Consider the following 15,975-nt stretch of genomic DNA (forward strand, 5'->3'; position numbering starts at 1 on the left):
TAAATGGCTACAGTTGAAAGGAGCAAAAAACATCATGACAGCGAAAGTAATTAAAGGAAAAGAAGTAGCGCAAGAACTGCGCGCCGCATTAAAAGAAGAGGTAGCTCAATTAAAAACAAAAGGTATCGTTCCTGGTTTAACCGTGATTTTAGTAGGAGAAAATCCTGCTTCGCAATCATATGTAAGAGCGAAAGCAAAGGCTTGTGAAGAAATCGGTGTTGCATCTGAAATTATCAAACGTGACGTAACGATTACTGAAGAAGAGCTTTTAAACGAAATCCATCATTTGAATGGAAATCCATCTGTTCATGGTATTCTTATTCAACTTCCATTACCAAAACATATTGATGAAAAGGCAGTATTAAATGCTGTATCTCCTAAAAAAGATGTAGATGGCTTCCACCCAGTAAGCGTAGGGAATATGGTTATTGGCGATGAGTGCTATTTACCATGTACACCACATGGTATCGTTGAGTTAATTAAACGTTCAGGTGAAGAGATTTCAGGTAAACATGCGGTAGTAATTGGACGAAGCAATATTGTTGGTAAACCAGTATCCATGCTGTTACTTCAAGAAAGTGCAACGGTAACAATTGCTCACTCTCGCACAAAAGATTTATCTGCTTTAACAAAACAAGCTGATATTCTTGTGTCAGCTGTAGGACAACCTAGACTTATCAAAGCAGATGATATTAAGCCGGGTGCCATTGTAATTGATGTAGGTAACACAATGGAAAATGGTAAACTCGTTGGTGATGTTGATTACGAAGCGGCTTTAGAAGTTGCAGGTTATATTACACCAGTACCAGGCGGAGTTGGTCCGATGACCATCACAATGTTATTAAAAAATACGGTAGACGCTGCTAAAACAATTAACAACGTAAAATAATAAGAAGTTAAAAAGAGGCTGAGACAAAGGTATTTTCGTTGAAGGAAGATCCGAACGAGTTTGATTCTTGATGGAGAATCAAACTCGTTCGGATTTTTTCATTGATAGAGTCAACATAGGTTTCATGTATGGAGGTGCTTCTAGCTGTTGATTGGAGGGCAAGGCGAAGATTTCCGCGGAAAGCGAAATCTTGCACGGAAATTAATAGCGGTATCAAAAGCGATCCATACTAGAGCATTTATCCAGTTTGTTCGTCTTTAGGTTGGAGTGATTTCGTTATGTCTGAATCTTTTTTTGCTTTAGTAATGGAATGAATGCTAAAAGAATAGAATGTAACAACCTGTATACAAAGAGGAGGAAGCGATGGTTACGTTACCTGCAACCGTATATTCTCAACAAATGGTGAAGAAAAAGTTAAACGTTTATTATCCAGTTGTACATTTGACTAATCAAGCTGTTCAGCACAGCATGAACAGTAAAATTTTGCAGCGCACGAATGAATTAATTCGTCAGCAGGGATATGGAGAAAATCCGGATACAGAAGAAACGGGTTACTATGAGTTGAAAACAAACGAGCGAAATGTGCTCAGCTTAACACTTGTCAATTTTGCTTATTCCGGGGGAGCGCACGGATTGACCGTGGTCGTTCCGTTAACGTTTAATGTGCTGACTGGAAAAACGTATCAACTCAAAGATCTATTTAAAAAAGACAGTAATTACGTGAGCATTCTTTCTAAAATAGTAGGAGAGCAAATAAAAGAGCGCGATATTATGGTTCTTGGAGAATATAAAGGAATTAAACCAGATCAAGATTTTTATATCGCCGATAAATCACTTGTGCTCTTTTATCAGCTGTATGACCTGGCTCCTTACGTATATGGAATTCCTCACTTTCCCATTTCTATCTATACTATTCAAGATATTATTGAAGATGAAAGTCCACTTGGACAAATGTTTGGATAAAGTTATAAAAAATTGCGGTGCGGTCGTACGTATCTTTTTAATTCGGCCGCTAACTGCTGACGAAGCGAACGAACGCTAATTGCTTCAGCAATATCTTTTGCTACTGGAAATACCCCGACTTTAGTGATATGAACACGAAGATAACCCTCATACAAGCATCCTCGGTCCGCATGCTTGATTTTGGTGCGTACAACAGCTTCTATTTTATCGTTTTCATTGTGCAAAGGGTAAGAATCTGTAATATGAAAACGAAAAGAATATTCCTCCATCACCATCATCCTTTTTTCTATGATATGTACTAGCATACTATACAAATAGTGAATCAGAAAAAATAAATGTGTCAAAAAGACAAAGCGCAAAACAATCAAGGAAGCAGTTTCTTGCATGTAATGATCATTATTTGTGAACGATAACAGAAAAAGACAAAAAGCTGGAGTTGCGATGATAAAAATAGCATTCAAAGGATTACTTATTATTTTATCTTTATATATTCTGTATGTGGTTATAGCGGCGGTGGTTCTCTTTTATGTACCTTTAAAAACAGGAGAGGAAACGACCTCAATTAAACCGGATAGCTTTTTTGGTCACAGTGAGTCTACGGACCGGGTGAGACTTCTCGAAGATGGATATGAGGCAGGAAGAGTTCGTATTCAAATGATTCAAGAAGCTGAGAAATCGATTGATATTGCATATTACTCAATAGGAAAAGGAGAGTCAACTGATTTAATTATGGCCGCTCTTTTTAAAGCAGCTGATCGAGGCGTCTATACTCGCGTTCTTTTAGATGGGATAGCTAACGGCTTACGAGGGAATCGAAGAGGCGTGCTCTACGCATTAGCTTCACATCCTAATATTGAAGTGAAGTATTATGAACCGTTTCAATTGTTTAAACCTTGGGCGTGGCAAAATCGTATGCATGACAAAATAATGATTGTAGACGGACAGCTAGGCATAATAGGGGGACGGAATATAGGGGACAAGTATTTGGCCAACAAGCCTCCTCCAGACTTCGTCTATGATCGTGATGTCTTTATTACAAACAGCAAACATAAACAAGATAGCGTCATCGTTCAAATGCAGAATTATATAAATGAATTATGGGCTCATCCTTACACTAAAAAAGCTTTTTATCATCTCACACAGTACCAGGTCGATCAGGGAAAGAGGATGAAAGCTTTGCTGCTGCAGCAATACGGTAAAGCTAAGCAAGTAGGAGAAACGTTTGCAACTCCTAAGATTAATTGGAATGCTTCCACCGTTTCTACAAAGTGTGTTTCTTTTATTCATAATCCAATTGAACGATTTAATAAAAGACCTTTTATGTGGAAAACGCTTATTAATCTGGCAGAAGGAGCTAACCGGTCTGTTCTTATTCAAAGCCCTTATGTTGTGCCAACTAATGCGATGAGCAAGTATACAGCCATAAAAAAGAAGCGAGACGTTCAATGGACGCTACTCACAAACTCAGTTACATCTACGCCCAATGTGTTAGCTTTTTCTGGGTATATAAGTATGCGGGATACGATTATGAAGACAGGTGTAAAGCTTTACGAATACCAAGGACCTTATTCGATCCATGCAAAATCCGTAATTTATGATCAAAGACTCAGTGCCGTAGGCTCTTTTAATTTAGATTCCCGTTCTACATTTTTGAATAATGAATCAATGGTCATTATCGATAGTCAAAAATTTGCAAAAGAATTAACGATGGCGATGGAAAACAAAATAGATAAAAGTATCCTTGTTGCCAACCATAAGCGATGGATTAAATCTCCCGACGTCCAAAGGAAAGAAGAACCTGTCATGAAGCGAACCTTCCTGTACGCCCTTGCAAAAGTAACAAGGTTTTTTAAGGAATTTATTTAAACAGTGGACAGTTTACACATCACGTAAATTATCCTCTTTTATTTATTGGGAAAAATCGGTAGTATAAACATAATAAATAAAAAGGGAGGAAGGTACGTGGAAGCCGCCGTTTTAATGAAACCAGACGCAGCCTATAAAAAGGCTTATATGAGCTTTTATCATGAATGGAAAGCAAGCGGAGAAAAAATGATTCCGTGGGTAATTGCTAAAGACCCTACTCACTTTGAAGAAATGATTCAAGAGTTAATAAATGCAGAAAAAGGTATTGGATTAAAAAAAGGATATGTACCCGATTCTACCTATTGGCTAATGCATAACGAAAGAGTAATAGGCGTAGTTAATATCCGTCATGAACTAAGTGAATTGCTTCGAAATAGCGGAGGGCATATAGGTTATGGTATTCGGCCAAGCGAAAGAAAAAAAGGGTATGCAAAGCTGCTATTAAAGTTATCTCTTCAAGAGATCAGAAAGCTAGGAGTTCAACGGGCATTAGTAGTGTGCGATGATTGGAACATCGCTTCTCGTCAAACTATTTTGGCAAACGGTGGTATACAAGACGAGGATTATATAGAAGAAAACGGAGCTGTTGTTCAGCGCTTTTGGATTCATACGGATAAAATAGTATAAAAAAGAGGTGAATTTTTAAATTCACCTCTTTTATGCTTAGTCATATTGTTTTAAAGCTAATTTCAGTCGCATATAGGTATACATAGCGTATGCCTGTCTTCCTTTCAAGCTGTATGGATTTGCTTTGGAGCAAAGACAGTTAAGAAATTGCTCATCACATGAGCGGCATGAACCGTAATCTTCATAGCATAAATCGTGGTATTTACAGCAGCAGTCTACATCATTTACTGGGCATCCTGGACCACTGCATCCGGGGCCGCACCATTTATAGCCGGGGAAAAGGCAGGGCGTGGCTTTCCTTTTGTTCGGAACAGACATAATCATACATCCTTTTCAATAGTCTCTTTACAGTAAATGCAAGAAACGGAAAAGAGACAGGGACAAACACCTTGCAGCAGCAGCCTAATTTTTTAGGGCTTTCTATTTAATCGATAAATGCGTCATTCATCCGCATTAATAGTTTGCCAAACAGCTCTTTTTCTTCACTGGACCATTTCTTCAACATACTATGATAGCGTTCAAGGCGCATTTGTTTATCACTTTGCAGCATTCGTTTTCCGCGTGCTGTGATATCAAATAGACTGACGCGTCCATCCGAAGGATCAGAGGAGCGGGAAATCAGCTGTTTATTTTCTAAAGCAGCAGCTTGTCTAGAAAGAGTTGAAATGTCGAGTTTAAATGCTTCAGCTAGTTCTTTTACACGAGCTGGTCCAAATTCATCTAACTGGCGTAATAATAAATACGCTGATCTTTCTAGGTTTCCTATTTTATTTTCGGAATTATCAAGATAGACGGCTCGTCTAATAAAGGTAGTAAGTTCATATTCAATCAATTCAATTGAATTCTTTTCTTGCATCATAATCGCTCCTTACAAAATCATTCATTGACAAAGAAATATATACTTGTATAATACAAATGTATATATATAGTTGTATAGTACAAGTAAAAGTAGGTAAAGTAAAGTATGTTTATATAGTAAAATGTTAGACAACATGACAAAAGAAAGAGAGGAGGACAGCTGTTCTTTATCTGTAGGACAGTGACCTATAATGAAAGTGATACGAATTATTCTACAAATTGCGATTCTTTATGCTTTTTCTATGATTGGCGAAGCTGTTCACCATATGCTGCACCTGCCTATTCCAGGAAGTATTATAGGCTTAATCTTAATGCTTATTTGCTTAATGTGCAAAATTGTTCCCATCAAAGTGATTGAAGACGGAGCGAGTTTCTTGTTATCTTTTTTACCGCTATTATTTATACCAGCTATGGCGGGTGTGATGAATTATCCTTCGCTTCTTTCAAGCAGCGGAGCGGTTTTGTTTTTAATTATTGTACTTAGTACGATTGTTACGATGGCCGCCGCAGGGATTGCCAGCCAACTTTTAGAAAAGAAAGCGAACAAACGAAAGGAGAAACAACAGTGCAAGAATTCTTTATCGCGGTCTTTATAATCGTAGCTACAGTTGCTTTGTACCTAGTCATGGCAAAAGTATATGTACGGTTCTCCTATCCAATTCTTATTCCAGTTTTAACTACAACCATATTCGTTATTCTTCTTTTGCTTACTTTTCATGTTTCCTATGATGAGTATATGATTGGAGGCAAATGGATTAATTCACTTCTAGGACCAGCCGTTGTCGCATTAGCGTATCCACTCTATAAACAGCGTGAGATGCTGGTGAAATACAGCGTTCCTATTATTGGAGGGGTATTTGTAGGGTTATTTGCAGGTATGATTAGCGGACTTGTGTTCGCTGAAGTATTCGGCATTGATCGAAGTCTGATTTTATCCATTATTCCTAAGTCCATTACTACTCCGGTTGCGATTCAAATTGCTACGGGATTAGGGGGCGTTCCATCCATGACCGTAGTATTTGTTATGATTGCAGGTTTTTCGGGAGTAATCCTTGGACCTTTACTTTTAAAGTGGATTCGTATTAAGAGTTCTTTAGGAAAAGGCATTGCCCTAGGCAGCGCTTCTCATGCCTTAGGAACTTCTAAAGCATTTGAATACGGTGAATTAACGGTATCGATGAGTTCAGTATCAATGACGTTAAGCGCTGTACTAGGCTCGGTTTTTGGGCCTATTGTTGTCTGGTTATTCCAAGTGTAAGGTGAGGTAAAAGAAAGTGAATATAAAAAAACAATCTTGTTCCAATTGGAACAGGATTGTTTTTTTATACGAAAGCATAAGTTTTATCCGCAGCAAATTTTAAGTTGTATGCCTCTTTTTCTGGTACTATAATAAGAAGAAAGAAAATTCATAAAATAACCGCTTTTTTGTTATTTTTAGGAAGGCTAGTCAATTGTCGGATGGGTAAGAAGGCTTAGTCAAGGTTATATACGCAGTAAAAATAGCAAAAAAGAGGAGCTGAGCGTATTTTATGAAAGAGGAGCTCGTGTATATAGGAAAAAAGATTATTGAACATAAATACAACTTGTCAGAAAAATTAGCAGAACGTTTAGATGCTACACATCCTTTAAGTACAGAGGAATTAAAAGAAAAGAAAATTTTGAAGTGGCGAGTGTCCATTATGGAGTATTTTGGAAGAGTACTATTTGAAGAGCAAGAGGCTGTACTTAAACTTGTTAAAGAGTGGGCGCTTGCTACTGGTAAATATGCGGTAGAAAAAAATATTCCTTTAGAAAAAGCGCTAGGTACCTTGCCAATCTATCGCAGTGTTATTTGGGATGTATTTACAAGAGAACTAGAGGAGCATCAGTTTGCCGCAATTACTATGCTGCACGTCAGTGAGCGAATCGATCCGCTTTTAGATACGGTAACATGTATTTTTGGTCAAATTTACGATGAGCATAATCGATATATGATGAATTTAGCTTATACGTCATTAGAAGAACTTTCAGTTCCGCTTGTACCCGTTACCAAAGGCATCGCTATTATGCCGATTATTGGGGAAATTGATACTCATCGCTCGCAGGTTATTATGGAGACCTGCTTGAAAAAAGGGACAAGTCTTCAATTAGCTTATCTTATTTTGGATATTTCAGGTGTTGTAATTATCGATACAATGGTCGCAGACAATCTTTTCAAAATTCATCAAGCTCTTAAATTGGTAGGAGTGGAAGCTATTATAACGGGAATACGACCGGAAATTGCCCAAACGGTAGTGAAATTAGGAATTAATTTTAATCAAATTAAAACAGAAGCTAATTTAGAAGCAGCGCTTTTAAAAATTGGATTTAGACGTTCTGAAGAACATAGACCCACGCACCTGTCATCACGTCGCATAAAATGACAGACTATGAACATGCAGGGACACCAGAATTAGAAATGCATTTTATACACGTAACTATTCCAATTCTTTTAAAACTCGCTGTGAAATACGAATTTCAGTGGGTAGGAAGTAAGTGTATAGTAAAAAAGCGGATGTTAATCAACATCCGCTTTTTTACTTAATAAATGCGATATGCCATGGTAGCACAAAAGCATAAACGAGTAAGTATACCACTATTGAATAGATAAAAAACCAGCCGTTTAAATGCATATAGCCACTTTTAATCATTCCGTATTCTATGAGTAGTGAACCAGCGCAAAAGAGAAGTGATAAAACCCATTTATTTTTAGCTGTTAAGTAAGTCAAAAATAAAACGGAAAGGGAAGGTGGAATAAATGTATAGCTTAGAATATCTCCAAGTCCTGTAACTTTTGGATCTCCCAAATCAATCACGTTGAAAACACGTGTGATGATAACATCACAAAGCCATCCAACAAATCCAACTACGCTAAACGTGATATAAAAATCTCGCCAAGTTAGCTTTCGTTTAAATAAAACAAAGGCAAGAATAAATAAACATAAACTAGCGGTAATCGGAAACCACAAACCATGTGCAGATAAGTCTAAATGCTGAATTGCTTGCTCCAACATTGTTCACCTCAAAAGGAAGAGTTAGTGTTGAAGTTAGCCTATGTTATGGAAAGTATTTTATGCATTTTCTACGCGTTGCGTGTATATTCTTCTCGCAAGATTGAATATAACTTTAAGTCTTGATGAGCTCCCTTAATAAACATGGCTTTTCGAATCGTTCCTTCATAAGACATACCGATTTTTTTCATCACTTTCTCAGATGCAGCGTTTTCAATAAAGCACCTCGCCTGAATGCGGACTAAATCCATTTCTTCAAATCCAAACGCAATTACTTTTTCAGCTGCTTCCGTAACAAATCCCTTATTCCAATATGCTTCAGAAATCGCATAGCCAATTTCCGCAATGCGATGGGTAGGGTTCCAAGTGACAAAGTCAATGGTGCCAATACATTTTTTCAAGGCTTTGATTTCCATAGCCCAAGGAGAAATGGATTGGTTGCTGTACTGTTTTAAAACGAAGGAAACAAACTCTTTTGTATCTTGAAGCTTTCGGTGCTTTTCCCAATTTACATATCTGCTTACCTTTTCATTTGAGGCATATTCAAACATGTCACGCACATCTTTTTTGGTAGCTTTCCGCAAGCGGAGTCTTTCTGTTTCTAGTGTGGGTAAATTTCCGTATATATCTTTTACTTGAATCATAAAGTTGTCTCCTTTCTCAGCAAGAAGTGGATGAAGTGTTGATAATAATGTTTCATAGAAGCTGCAGCATTCCAAGAATCCGCTCTCTATTTCATGTGCTTGATTCTTTAATTGTAAAATATTTCATTGGTGAGCGTAAGAGGTCAAATGGATTTTTAAAAAATAAAAATTATTTTTGCTGTTCATAATCAGTTCACAGATGCTTGTTAGACTAAAGTCAGAAATTACGAAGGAGTGAAATGAAACACATGAACAGTGAAGTGAAAGAAGAACGAACTTCAAATAAAAAAAGAATAGACTTATTTTTAGTTCCAATCGTTTTAATTGCAGCGTTTTTGAACTTATTTAAAATTTGGACAGATGAATACGCCAACGCTTATTACACGGCAGCTGTCAAAAGTATGCTTCAAAGTTTTCATAATTTCTTTTACGCATCTTTTGATCCAGGAGGCTACGTAACGATTGATAAGCCGCCGGTTGTGTTTTGGATTCAGACAATTAGCGCCAAAATATTTGGATTTCACGGGTGGAGCGTCATTTTACCGCAAGCCTTAGCGGGCATCGGTTCAGTCCTTTTACTATACGTACTCATAAAACGTACGTTTGGCGTATGGGCTGGGAGGTTTGCTGCTCTTGCCATGGCCCTGACGCCAATCGTACCGGCGGTAAGCCGAACAAATAATATCGATAGTATGCTTGTATTTACATTATTATTAGCAACATGGATGTTGTTTCGTGCTGTGCGTACGGTTAAATTTGGCTGGGTGTTAGCGGCTTTTGCGATGATTGGTGTTGCATTTAACATGAAAATGCTTCAAGCATACATGGTTTTACCAGCATTTTATGTTTTCTATGTAGTGGCAACCAAAATCACGTGGAAAAAGAAAATTGCTTTCTTAACAACAGCAACTGCACTGATGCTTGCCGTTTCTGTCTCATGGGCAGTTGTAGTAGATTCAACTTCTGCTGATAAGCGACCTTATATGGGAAGCAGTCAAACAAATTCAGTTCTAGAGCTTGCTTTTGGATATAACGGTATCAATCGTTTAACTGGAAATACAAGCGTGACGGGAAGCAGTCATAAACAGCCTGCTCAAACTGAGCAGCAAACAGCAAGCAGTGAAACAAAACAAAATAGTAATTCAAGTGCTGATTCTTCACAAAGCTCAAATCAAAGAAAGAGCAGCTTTTCTCAAAAGATGCAGGCTCCAGGCGGAGGGAATCAAAACGGAATGTTTAACACGGGGAATCCTGGTCCCTTCCGACTATTCCAAAAAGGTTTATCAGATCAAATCAGCTGGTTATTACCATTTGTAATCTTTTCAATCGTGGGTTTATTTGCCGGAGTAAAATTTAAAGGGCCTTACACGGCAAAACAAAAAGAAAGTTTATTTTGGTTAGCGTGGCTGCTACCAGTAGCGGTCTTCTTTAGTATCGCAGGATTTTTCCATCAGTATTATTTAATTATGCTGGCACCTCCAATCGCTGCATTTGCCGGAGCGGGAGCAGTAGCTTTATGGAGCATGTACAAACAGCATAATGACTGGAAATCATGGCTGCTACCAGGTGGTATTTTAACGACAGCAGCACTTCAAGTATATATTATGTCTCCTTATGTCAGCTCAATCGGCGTAGCGCCAATTGCAGGTGTAGGAGCACTGGGCGTCATTTTAGCTCTTGTTTTAGCTATTCGTAAACAGCGTAAAAATTCGTTGACGAACTACCTAGGAGCCGCAGCGATGGTTGTCTTACTTGCGATGCCGGCGTACTGGGCGATGACACCAATTATTTATGGTGGAAATAGCATGCTTCCATCAGCAGGTCCTGATTCTTCAAGCGGTATGGGAGGACCTCCAAGCACAGCTACAAATAGCAAACAGTCTGGCTTTAACGGCATGCAACCTCCAGGAATCTCTAGCGGCAATTCATCATCGAACAATCAAATGCAGCCGCCAAGCGGTTCATCGAACGGCGGTCAAATGCCGGGCGGTTCGTCCAATAATGGTCAAATGCAGCCGCCAAGCGGTTCTTCAAACAGTGGTCAAATGCAAATGCCAGGCGGTTCATCCAATAATAGTCAAATGCCAAATAGCTTTTCAAGCAAATCATCATCTTCAAAACGAAAAAGTGGAGGGATGAACGCAGAAGTAAACCAAAAGCTACTAAACTATTTAACAAAAAATAATACAGGTGAAAAATATTTATTTGCCACAACGGATTCAACTTCAGCTGCGCCTTACATTATCAAAACGGGCAAGCCAGTAATGGCAATGGGTGGATTTAGCGGTTCAGATCCAATTTTAACGGTAAGTAAATTAAAAGCCATGATTAAAAAAGGTGAAGTGAAATATTTCTACTTGTCTGGAATGGGCAAGGGAGGTCAATCTGACGTTATCACGTGGATTAAAGAAAATAGTAAGGAGATTCCTTCTTCCAAGTGGCAGTCTACTTCATCAAGTGCTCAGCAAGGGCCATCTGGAAACGGAACACTATACGAAATAACGCTTAAATAAGGAGGGCATGAACATGAGTTCCATTGTTAAATATTCTATTGTTGTTCCTGTCTACAACGAAGAAGAAGTGATTCATGAAACCTACCGCCGTCTCACAGAAGTGATGCGTTCAACGAAAGAAGCTTACGAGCTTCTTTTCGTGAACGACGGCAGTAAAGATCGAACAGCAGAAATCATTAAAGAGTACAGTGAGCAAGACCCAGCGGTTGTTTTATTAGATTTTGCCCGTAACTTTGGTCATCAAATTGCTATTACAGCTGGTATGGATTATGCAAGAGGAGAGGCGGTCGTTGTGATTGATGCTGATTTGCAAGATCCGCCCGAATTGATTTTAGAGATGATTGAAAAATGGAAGCAAGGGTTTGACGTTGTATATGCTAAGCGTACAAAGCGAAAAGGAGAAACATACTTTAAAAAACAAACGGCTGCTATGTTTTATCGCTTCTTACGTGCGATGACCGATATTGATATTCCGCTTGATACAGGGGATTTCCGTTTGCTAGATCGCAAAGTGTGCGATCAAATGAATAGCATTCAAGAAAAAAATCGCTTTGTTCGCGGATTAGTAAGCTGGGTTGGCTTTAAGCAAATAGCAGTAGAATATGAGCGAGACGAGCGTTTGGCCGGGGAGTCGAAATACCCTTTGAAAAAGATGCTGAAGCTTTCAATGGATGGCATTACATCTTTTTCCTATAAACCGCTAAAGCTAGCTAGCTATGCTGGTGTAACTCTATCTGGTATCGGTTTTATTTATCTTTTAGTGGTGATGTATTTGAAGTTATTTACAGACAGCACCATCACCGGGTGGTCGTCATTAATTGTCATTCAGCTATTCTTTAGCGGCATCATTTTAATTATTCTTGGGATGATTGGAGAATATATTGGCCGCATCTACGATGAAACAAAAAATCGTCCACTCTATATCGTCCGTGAAAAGTATCAGCTTGAAACACGCGAGGAAGTATCACTTCGTGACTAACAAATGGATATCTTTTATTAAATTTGCGTTAGTAGGAGTTGTAAATACACTGATTGATTTTGTAGTATACGCACTTTTAACAACAATCGGTGTTAACTACATACTAGCGCAGTGGATTTCATACAGTGTGGGCATTTTAAACAGTTATGTCATGAATCGCAAATGGACGTTTGAGAGAAAAGAAAAAAGCAGTAAGCGTGAAGTGATTTCATTTGTGATCGTAAATTTGATCACTTTATCCCTAACATCATTTCTGTTGACTGTTCTATATAATAAATGGGGTATACCGCTGCTAATCAGTAAACTTTTAATTACAATCGCAAGTGTCGGTATCAACTTTATTGGTACTAAATTATTTGTATTTACTACTAAAAAAGAAAGAGGGATTCATATATGACGATAAAAAAAGCAGTTATTCCAGTAGGCGGTTTAGGAACTCGATTTTTGCCAGCGACAAAAGCGCAGCCGAAAGAAATGCTGCCAATTGTCGATAAGCCTGCTGTACAATATATTGTAGAAGAAGCTGTGAAATCAGGCATTGAAAGTATTATTTTTATTACAGGACGAAACAAAAAATCAATTGAAGACCATTTTGATAAATCAATTGAGTTAGAGCAAATGCTTGAAGAAAAACACAAGTTTGACATGTTAAAAGAAGTACAAACGATCTCATCAATGGCCAGCATTCACTATATTCGTCAAAAAGAGCCGTTAGGACTCGGTCATGCTATTCTTTGTGCTGAGCAGTTTATTGGAGATGAGCCGTTTGCCGTTCTTCTTGGAGATGATATTATGACTTCTGAAGAACCTGCGCTCAAACAGATGATCCAAGCGTATGAAACGACTAATCAATCAGTTATCGGAGTTCAAAAAGTGGATGTTGAAGAGGTATCGAAATACGGAATCATTCAGCCAAAAAATAAATCCGGCAGCCTTCATGAAGTGAGTGACTTGATCGAAAAACCATCGATAGAACAAGCTCCGTCAACTATTGCCGTTATGGGCCGCTACATTTTAAACCCTTCTATTTTTTCTTATCTAAAAACCATTGAAAGAGGGGTAGGAAATGAATTACAATTAACAGATGCACTGCGTGTAGTATGTGAAAAAGAGCGGCTGTTTGCTCTTGAACTGGAAGGACAGCGCTTTGACATTGGAGATAAGATAGGCTATATGAAAGCAATGGTAGAAGTGGCGTTAAAGCGTAAAGATTTACGTCAAACGTTTTTATCGTATTTGGAAGGAATTGTAGAAAAAGAACGAGCAAACAACTTCAGCTAATAAGAGTTAATCAGTTTGTTCATATTCAGTTCATATTTGAAGTATAAAATCATTGTATGATCTTATGTGGCTCTCTGTTTACGATAAACAGAGAGCTTACTGTGCGTAAAAGCTGGACAAACTTAGGAATAGGGAGAGACATGTATGATTCAAATATTAGTTGCAGATGATGATCAACATATTCGAGAGCTGATATCATTATATTTAGAAAATCAAGGATTTAAAATTATAAAAGCAGCAGATGGTGAAGAAGCGTGGGCGAAAATGGAAGAGTTTCGAATTGATCTAGCGGTCGTTGATATCATGATGCCATTTAAAGACGGATGGGAACTAACAAAGGAAATTAAGGAGTATTTTGATATACCGGTTTTAATGGTAACAGCTAGAGGCGAATCGCATGATAAGCTAAAAGGATTTGATATCGGAACAGACGACTATGTCGTGAAACCTTTTGATCCTCAGGAAATGGTTGCTCGTGTAAAGGCTCTTTTACGCAGGTATCGAGTAGAAGCTAACAATGTAATCTATATGGGGAATATAAAACTAGACCGTACCAAATTAGAGATGAGTGCAGGAGAAACAAGCGAACAGCTGCCGTTAAAAGAGTTTGAATTACTGTTCACGTTAGTTAGTTCTCCAGGAAAGATTTTTACTCGTGATCAGCTTATTCAATTAATTTGGGGATATGATTATGAAGGCGATGAGCGCACGGTAGACGTTCACATAAAACGTCTGCGAGAGAGGCTTAATCATATGAAAAACGTCGGTATGGAAATCAAAACAATTCGCGGACTAGGCTATAGAGCAGAAGGGTGTTAACGTGAAATCAATTTATGTAAAGCTGGTTCTGTCGTTCATCATTACAATTTTATTGAGCGTTGTGATTACCGTTGTCGTCACGACGTTTCTTAGCAAGCAGAAGCTCGAAATGCGATTAGGTCAGGATATGGTGAAGATGGGAGAAGATTTTATCGATTTGTACGGAGCAGAAGACTCCGACAAAGCTGCAAGGTTTTTATCTAATTCATCATTCATTCATTTTTCGTTTATTATTATTGATGATCAGCATGAAGAAAAAGTATTAGGACAGCCAGGACCGCCTATTCCAATTACACCGCAAGAAGTAGATCAAGTATTAGACGGGAAGCGTTATTCTAATTTAAACGAGGAGAAAGGTGATCGTCCACAGCCAAACGTAGTGGGTCTTCCTTTTAAAGAAAATGGACGGTCGTATGCTCTATTTATTCAGTCACATCCACAGCGGCAATTTTCAGTTATTCAAGATGTTCAAAATATCCAGCTTATTACAATTTTATTAGTAGGTATTGTATTATTTGCATATGTTTCAACGATTATTATTAAACCGATTAAGCGTCTCAGTACAGCGATGAAAGTTGTCGGACAAGGCGAATACAATGTGCAAGTCGAGCACGCGACAAATGATGAAATTGGTTTGTTAACTAAAAACTTTAATCAAATGACTAAAGAATTAAACAAAATAGAAACGATGAGGCAAGAGTTCATTGCTAGCGTTTCGCATGAGATTCAATCACCGCTGACCTCTATTCGTGGTTTTTCAGCGGCACTTAAAGATGATATCGTCAGTGAAGATAAAAAGATACAATATTTAACGATTATTGAAAAAGAAAGTACAAGACTTTCTCAGCTTAGTTCCAATTTGCTAAAGCTTGCTTCTCTAGACTCTGAACATCAAACGCTAACGCTGCAGCAATACCGGTTAGATGAACAAATCAGGCATGTGGTCATGGCTTTAGAACCTCAGTGGACAAAAAAGAACATAGAAATTGACCTTGATTTATCCAATGTTCAAATGGAAGCAGATAAAGATTTGTTGGAGCAAGTTTGGCTGAATTTAGTAACAAATGCTATTAAATATACGCCTGAAAATGGATTGGTGAAAATATCCATTCATCAAAAAAACGAAGAGATAGACGTGGAAATAAAGGATAATGGAATTGGTATTGCCGAAGAAGATCAAAAATATATTTTTGAAAGCTTTTATAAAGTAGATAAATCCAGAACGTTAAAAGGAAGCGGCCTCGGTCTAGCCATTACAAAAAAAATTGTTCGGCTGCATGAGGGCGCAATACGTGTTGAAAGCAAAAAAGAACAAGGAAGCATTTTTACGGTAACCCTGCCTATCCAAAAAAATAGGACTAAAAAAGACTCGTCTGTGTAAGTTCATGCAGATGAGTCTTTTTTATTAGGTCAAAGATATAAAAAAATTTAATAATATCTATTTATTTTTTTAATCCCTACTTGACATATAGGTAAAGTGTAAATAATATAGATAGTATAAATCTTT

At 37.9% G+C, this 15,975-nt stretch carries 18 protein-coding genes; 13 read left to right on the top strand and 5 right to left on the bottom strand.

The features are described 5' to 3' along the window. The first annotated feature begins 34 nt into the window (after positions 1–34). Positions 35–889, top strand: a complete 855-nt coding sequence (folD, locus tag JNUCC25_RS10675) for a bifunctional methylenetetrahydrofolate dehydrogenase/methenyltetrahydrofolate cyclohydrolase FolD (RefSeq protein WP_013056807.1) — start codon at positions 35–37, stop codon at positions 887–889. 363 nt (positions 890–1,252) lie between these two features. Continuing rightward, positions 1,253–1,852 (top strand): DUF3298 and DUF4163 domain-containing protein, encoded by a 600-nt coding sequence (locus tag JNUCC25_RS10680; protein WP_013056809.1) that lies wholly within the window; start codon positions 1,253–1,255, stop codon positions 1,850–1,852. Between the two features lie 2 nt (positions 1,853–1,854). Here JNUCC25_RS10680 and JNUCC25_RS10685 read toward each other — a convergent pair whose 3' ends face one another. Beyond that, a complete protein-coding gene (locus JNUCC25_RS10685; protein ID WP_029321458.1) occupies positions 1,855–2,121 on the bottom strand; it encodes a hypothetical protein in 267 nt (88 codons plus the stop codon). A gap of 172 nt (positions 2,122–2,293) precedes the next feature. Here JNUCC25_RS10685 and JNUCC25_RS10690 point away from each other — a divergent pair, with 172 nt between their 5' ends. After that, positions 2,294–3,718 carry a phospholipase D-like domain-containing protein gene (locus JNUCC25_RS10690; protein ID WP_029321460.1) on the top strand — a complete coding sequence of 475 codons (1,425 nt, stop codon included), beginning with the start codon at positions 2,294–2,296 and terminating at the stop codon, positions 3,716–3,718. A gap of 114 nt (positions 3,719–3,832) precedes the next feature. Next, complete coding sequence (locus JNUCC25_RS10695) at positions 3,833–4,345, top strand: GNAT family N-acetyltransferase (protein ID WP_057274117.1); 513 nt, start codon at positions 3,833–3,835, stop codon at positions 4,343–4,345. Positions 4,346–4,381: 36 nt separating this feature from the next. Here the strand turns inward: JNUCC25_RS10695 and JNUCC25_RS10700 are convergent, their stop codons facing one another. Both JNUCC25_RS10700 and JNUCC25_RS10705 read right to left on the bottom strand, forming a co-directional pair. Continuing rightward, on the bottom strand, positions 4,382–4,669 hold the full coding sequence (locus JNUCC25_RS10700; RefSeq protein ID WP_306430524.1) for a phospholipase: 288 nt from the start codon (positions 4,667–4,669) through the stop codon (positions 4,382–4,384). A 100-nt stretch (positions 4,670–4,769) separates the two neighbouring features. Next, positions 4,770–5,201 (bottom strand): MarR family winged helix-turn-helix transcriptional regulator, encoded by a 432-nt coding sequence (locus JNUCC25_RS10705; protein WP_029321464.1) that lies wholly within the window; start codon positions 5,199–5,201, stop codon positions 4,770–4,772. 193 nt (positions 5,202–5,394) lie between these two features. On the opposite strand from JNUCC25_RS10705, the gene JNUCC25_RS10710 reads away from it, so the two are divergent. The 3 genes from JNUCC25_RS10710 to JNUCC25_RS10720 all read left to right on the top strand — a co-directional run bounded on the left by JNUCC25_RS10710 (position 5,395) and on the right by JNUCC25_RS10720 (position 7,605). Then, positions 5,395–5,799, top strand: a complete 405-nt coding sequence (locus JNUCC25_RS10710; RefSeq protein WP_013056813.1) for a CidA/LrgA family protein — start codon at positions 5,395–5,397, stop codon at positions 5,797–5,799. A 29-nt stretch (positions 5,800–5,828) separates the two neighbouring features. Continuing rightward, on the top strand, positions 5,829–6,461 hold the full coding sequence (locus JNUCC25_RS10715; protein WP_236019619.1) for an LrgB family protein: 633 nt from the start codon (positions 5,829–5,831) through the stop codon (positions 6,459–6,461). A 271-nt stretch (positions 6,462–6,732) separates the two neighbouring features. Then, positions 6,733–7,605 (top strand): STAS domain-containing protein, encoded by an 873-nt coding sequence (locus tag JNUCC25_RS10720; protein ID WP_013056815.1) that lies wholly within the window; start codon positions 6,733–6,735, stop codon positions 7,603–7,605. A 153-nt stretch (positions 7,606–7,758) separates the two neighbouring features. Here the strand turns inward: JNUCC25_RS10720 and JNUCC25_RS10725 are convergent, their stop codons facing one another. Continuing rightward, positions 7,759–8,235, bottom strand: coding sequence for a hypothetical protein (locus JNUCC25_RS10725; protein ID WP_029321467.1), 477 nt, complete (start codon positions 8,233–8,235; stop codon positions 7,759–7,761). A 68-nt stretch (positions 8,236–8,303) separates the two neighbouring features. After that, the gene (locus JNUCC25_RS10730; RefSeq protein WP_454223256.1) at positions 8,304–8,876 is read right to left on the bottom strand and encodes a GNAT family N-acetyltransferase; all 573 of its coding nucleotides are present in this window, start codon (positions 8,874–8,876) and stop codon (positions 8,304–8,306) included. A 239-nt stretch (positions 8,877–9,115) separates the two neighbouring features. On the opposite strand from JNUCC25_RS10730, the gene JNUCC25_RS10735 reads away from it, so the two are divergent. From JNUCC25_RS10735 to JNUCC25_RS10760, 6 genes are all read left to right on the top strand, one after another. Further along, positions 9,116–11,389 (top strand): glycosyltransferase family 39 protein, encoded by a 2,274-nt coding sequence (locus tag JNUCC25_RS10735; protein WP_029321471.1) that lies wholly within the window; start codon positions 9,116–9,118, stop codon positions 11,387–11,389. Positions 11,390–11,402: 13 nt separating this feature from the next. Then, positions 11,403–12,368 (top strand): glycosyltransferase family 2 protein, encoded by a 966-nt coding sequence (locus JNUCC25_RS10740; RefSeq protein WP_029321473.1) that lies wholly within the window; start codon positions 11,403–11,405, stop codon positions 12,366–12,368. Continuing rightward, positions 12,361–12,765, top strand: coding sequence for a GtrA family protein (locus JNUCC25_RS10745; protein WP_013056820.1), 405 nt, complete (start codon positions 12,361–12,363; stop codon positions 12,763–12,765). The genes JNUCC25_RS10740 and JNUCC25_RS10745 overlap by 8 nt, the downstream gene beginning before the upstream one ends. After that, on the top strand, positions 12,762–13,649 hold the full coding sequence (gene galU, locus JNUCC25_RS10750; protein ID WP_013056821.1) for a UTP--glucose-1-phosphate uridylyltransferase GalU: 888 nt from the start codon (positions 12,762–12,764) through the stop codon (positions 13,647–13,649). The genes JNUCC25_RS10745 and galU overlap by 4 nt, the downstream gene beginning before the upstream one ends. A 144-nt stretch (positions 13,650–13,793) precedes the next feature. Then, positions 13,794–14,468 carry a response regulator transcription factor gene (locus JNUCC25_RS10755; RefSeq protein WP_013056822.1) on the top strand — a complete coding sequence of 225 codons (675 nt, stop codon included), beginning with the start codon at positions 13,794–13,796 and terminating at the stop codon, positions 14,466–14,468. 1 nt (position 14,469) lies between these two features. Next, positions 14,470–15,849, top strand: a complete 1,380-nt coding sequence (locus tag JNUCC25_RS10760) for a sensor histidine kinase (RefSeq protein WP_078081758.1) — start codon at positions 14,470–14,472, stop codon at positions 15,847–15,849. Positions 15,850–15,975 lie beyond the last annotated feature (126 nt).

This window comes from Priestia sp. JNUCC 25 (assembly GCF_053667915.1).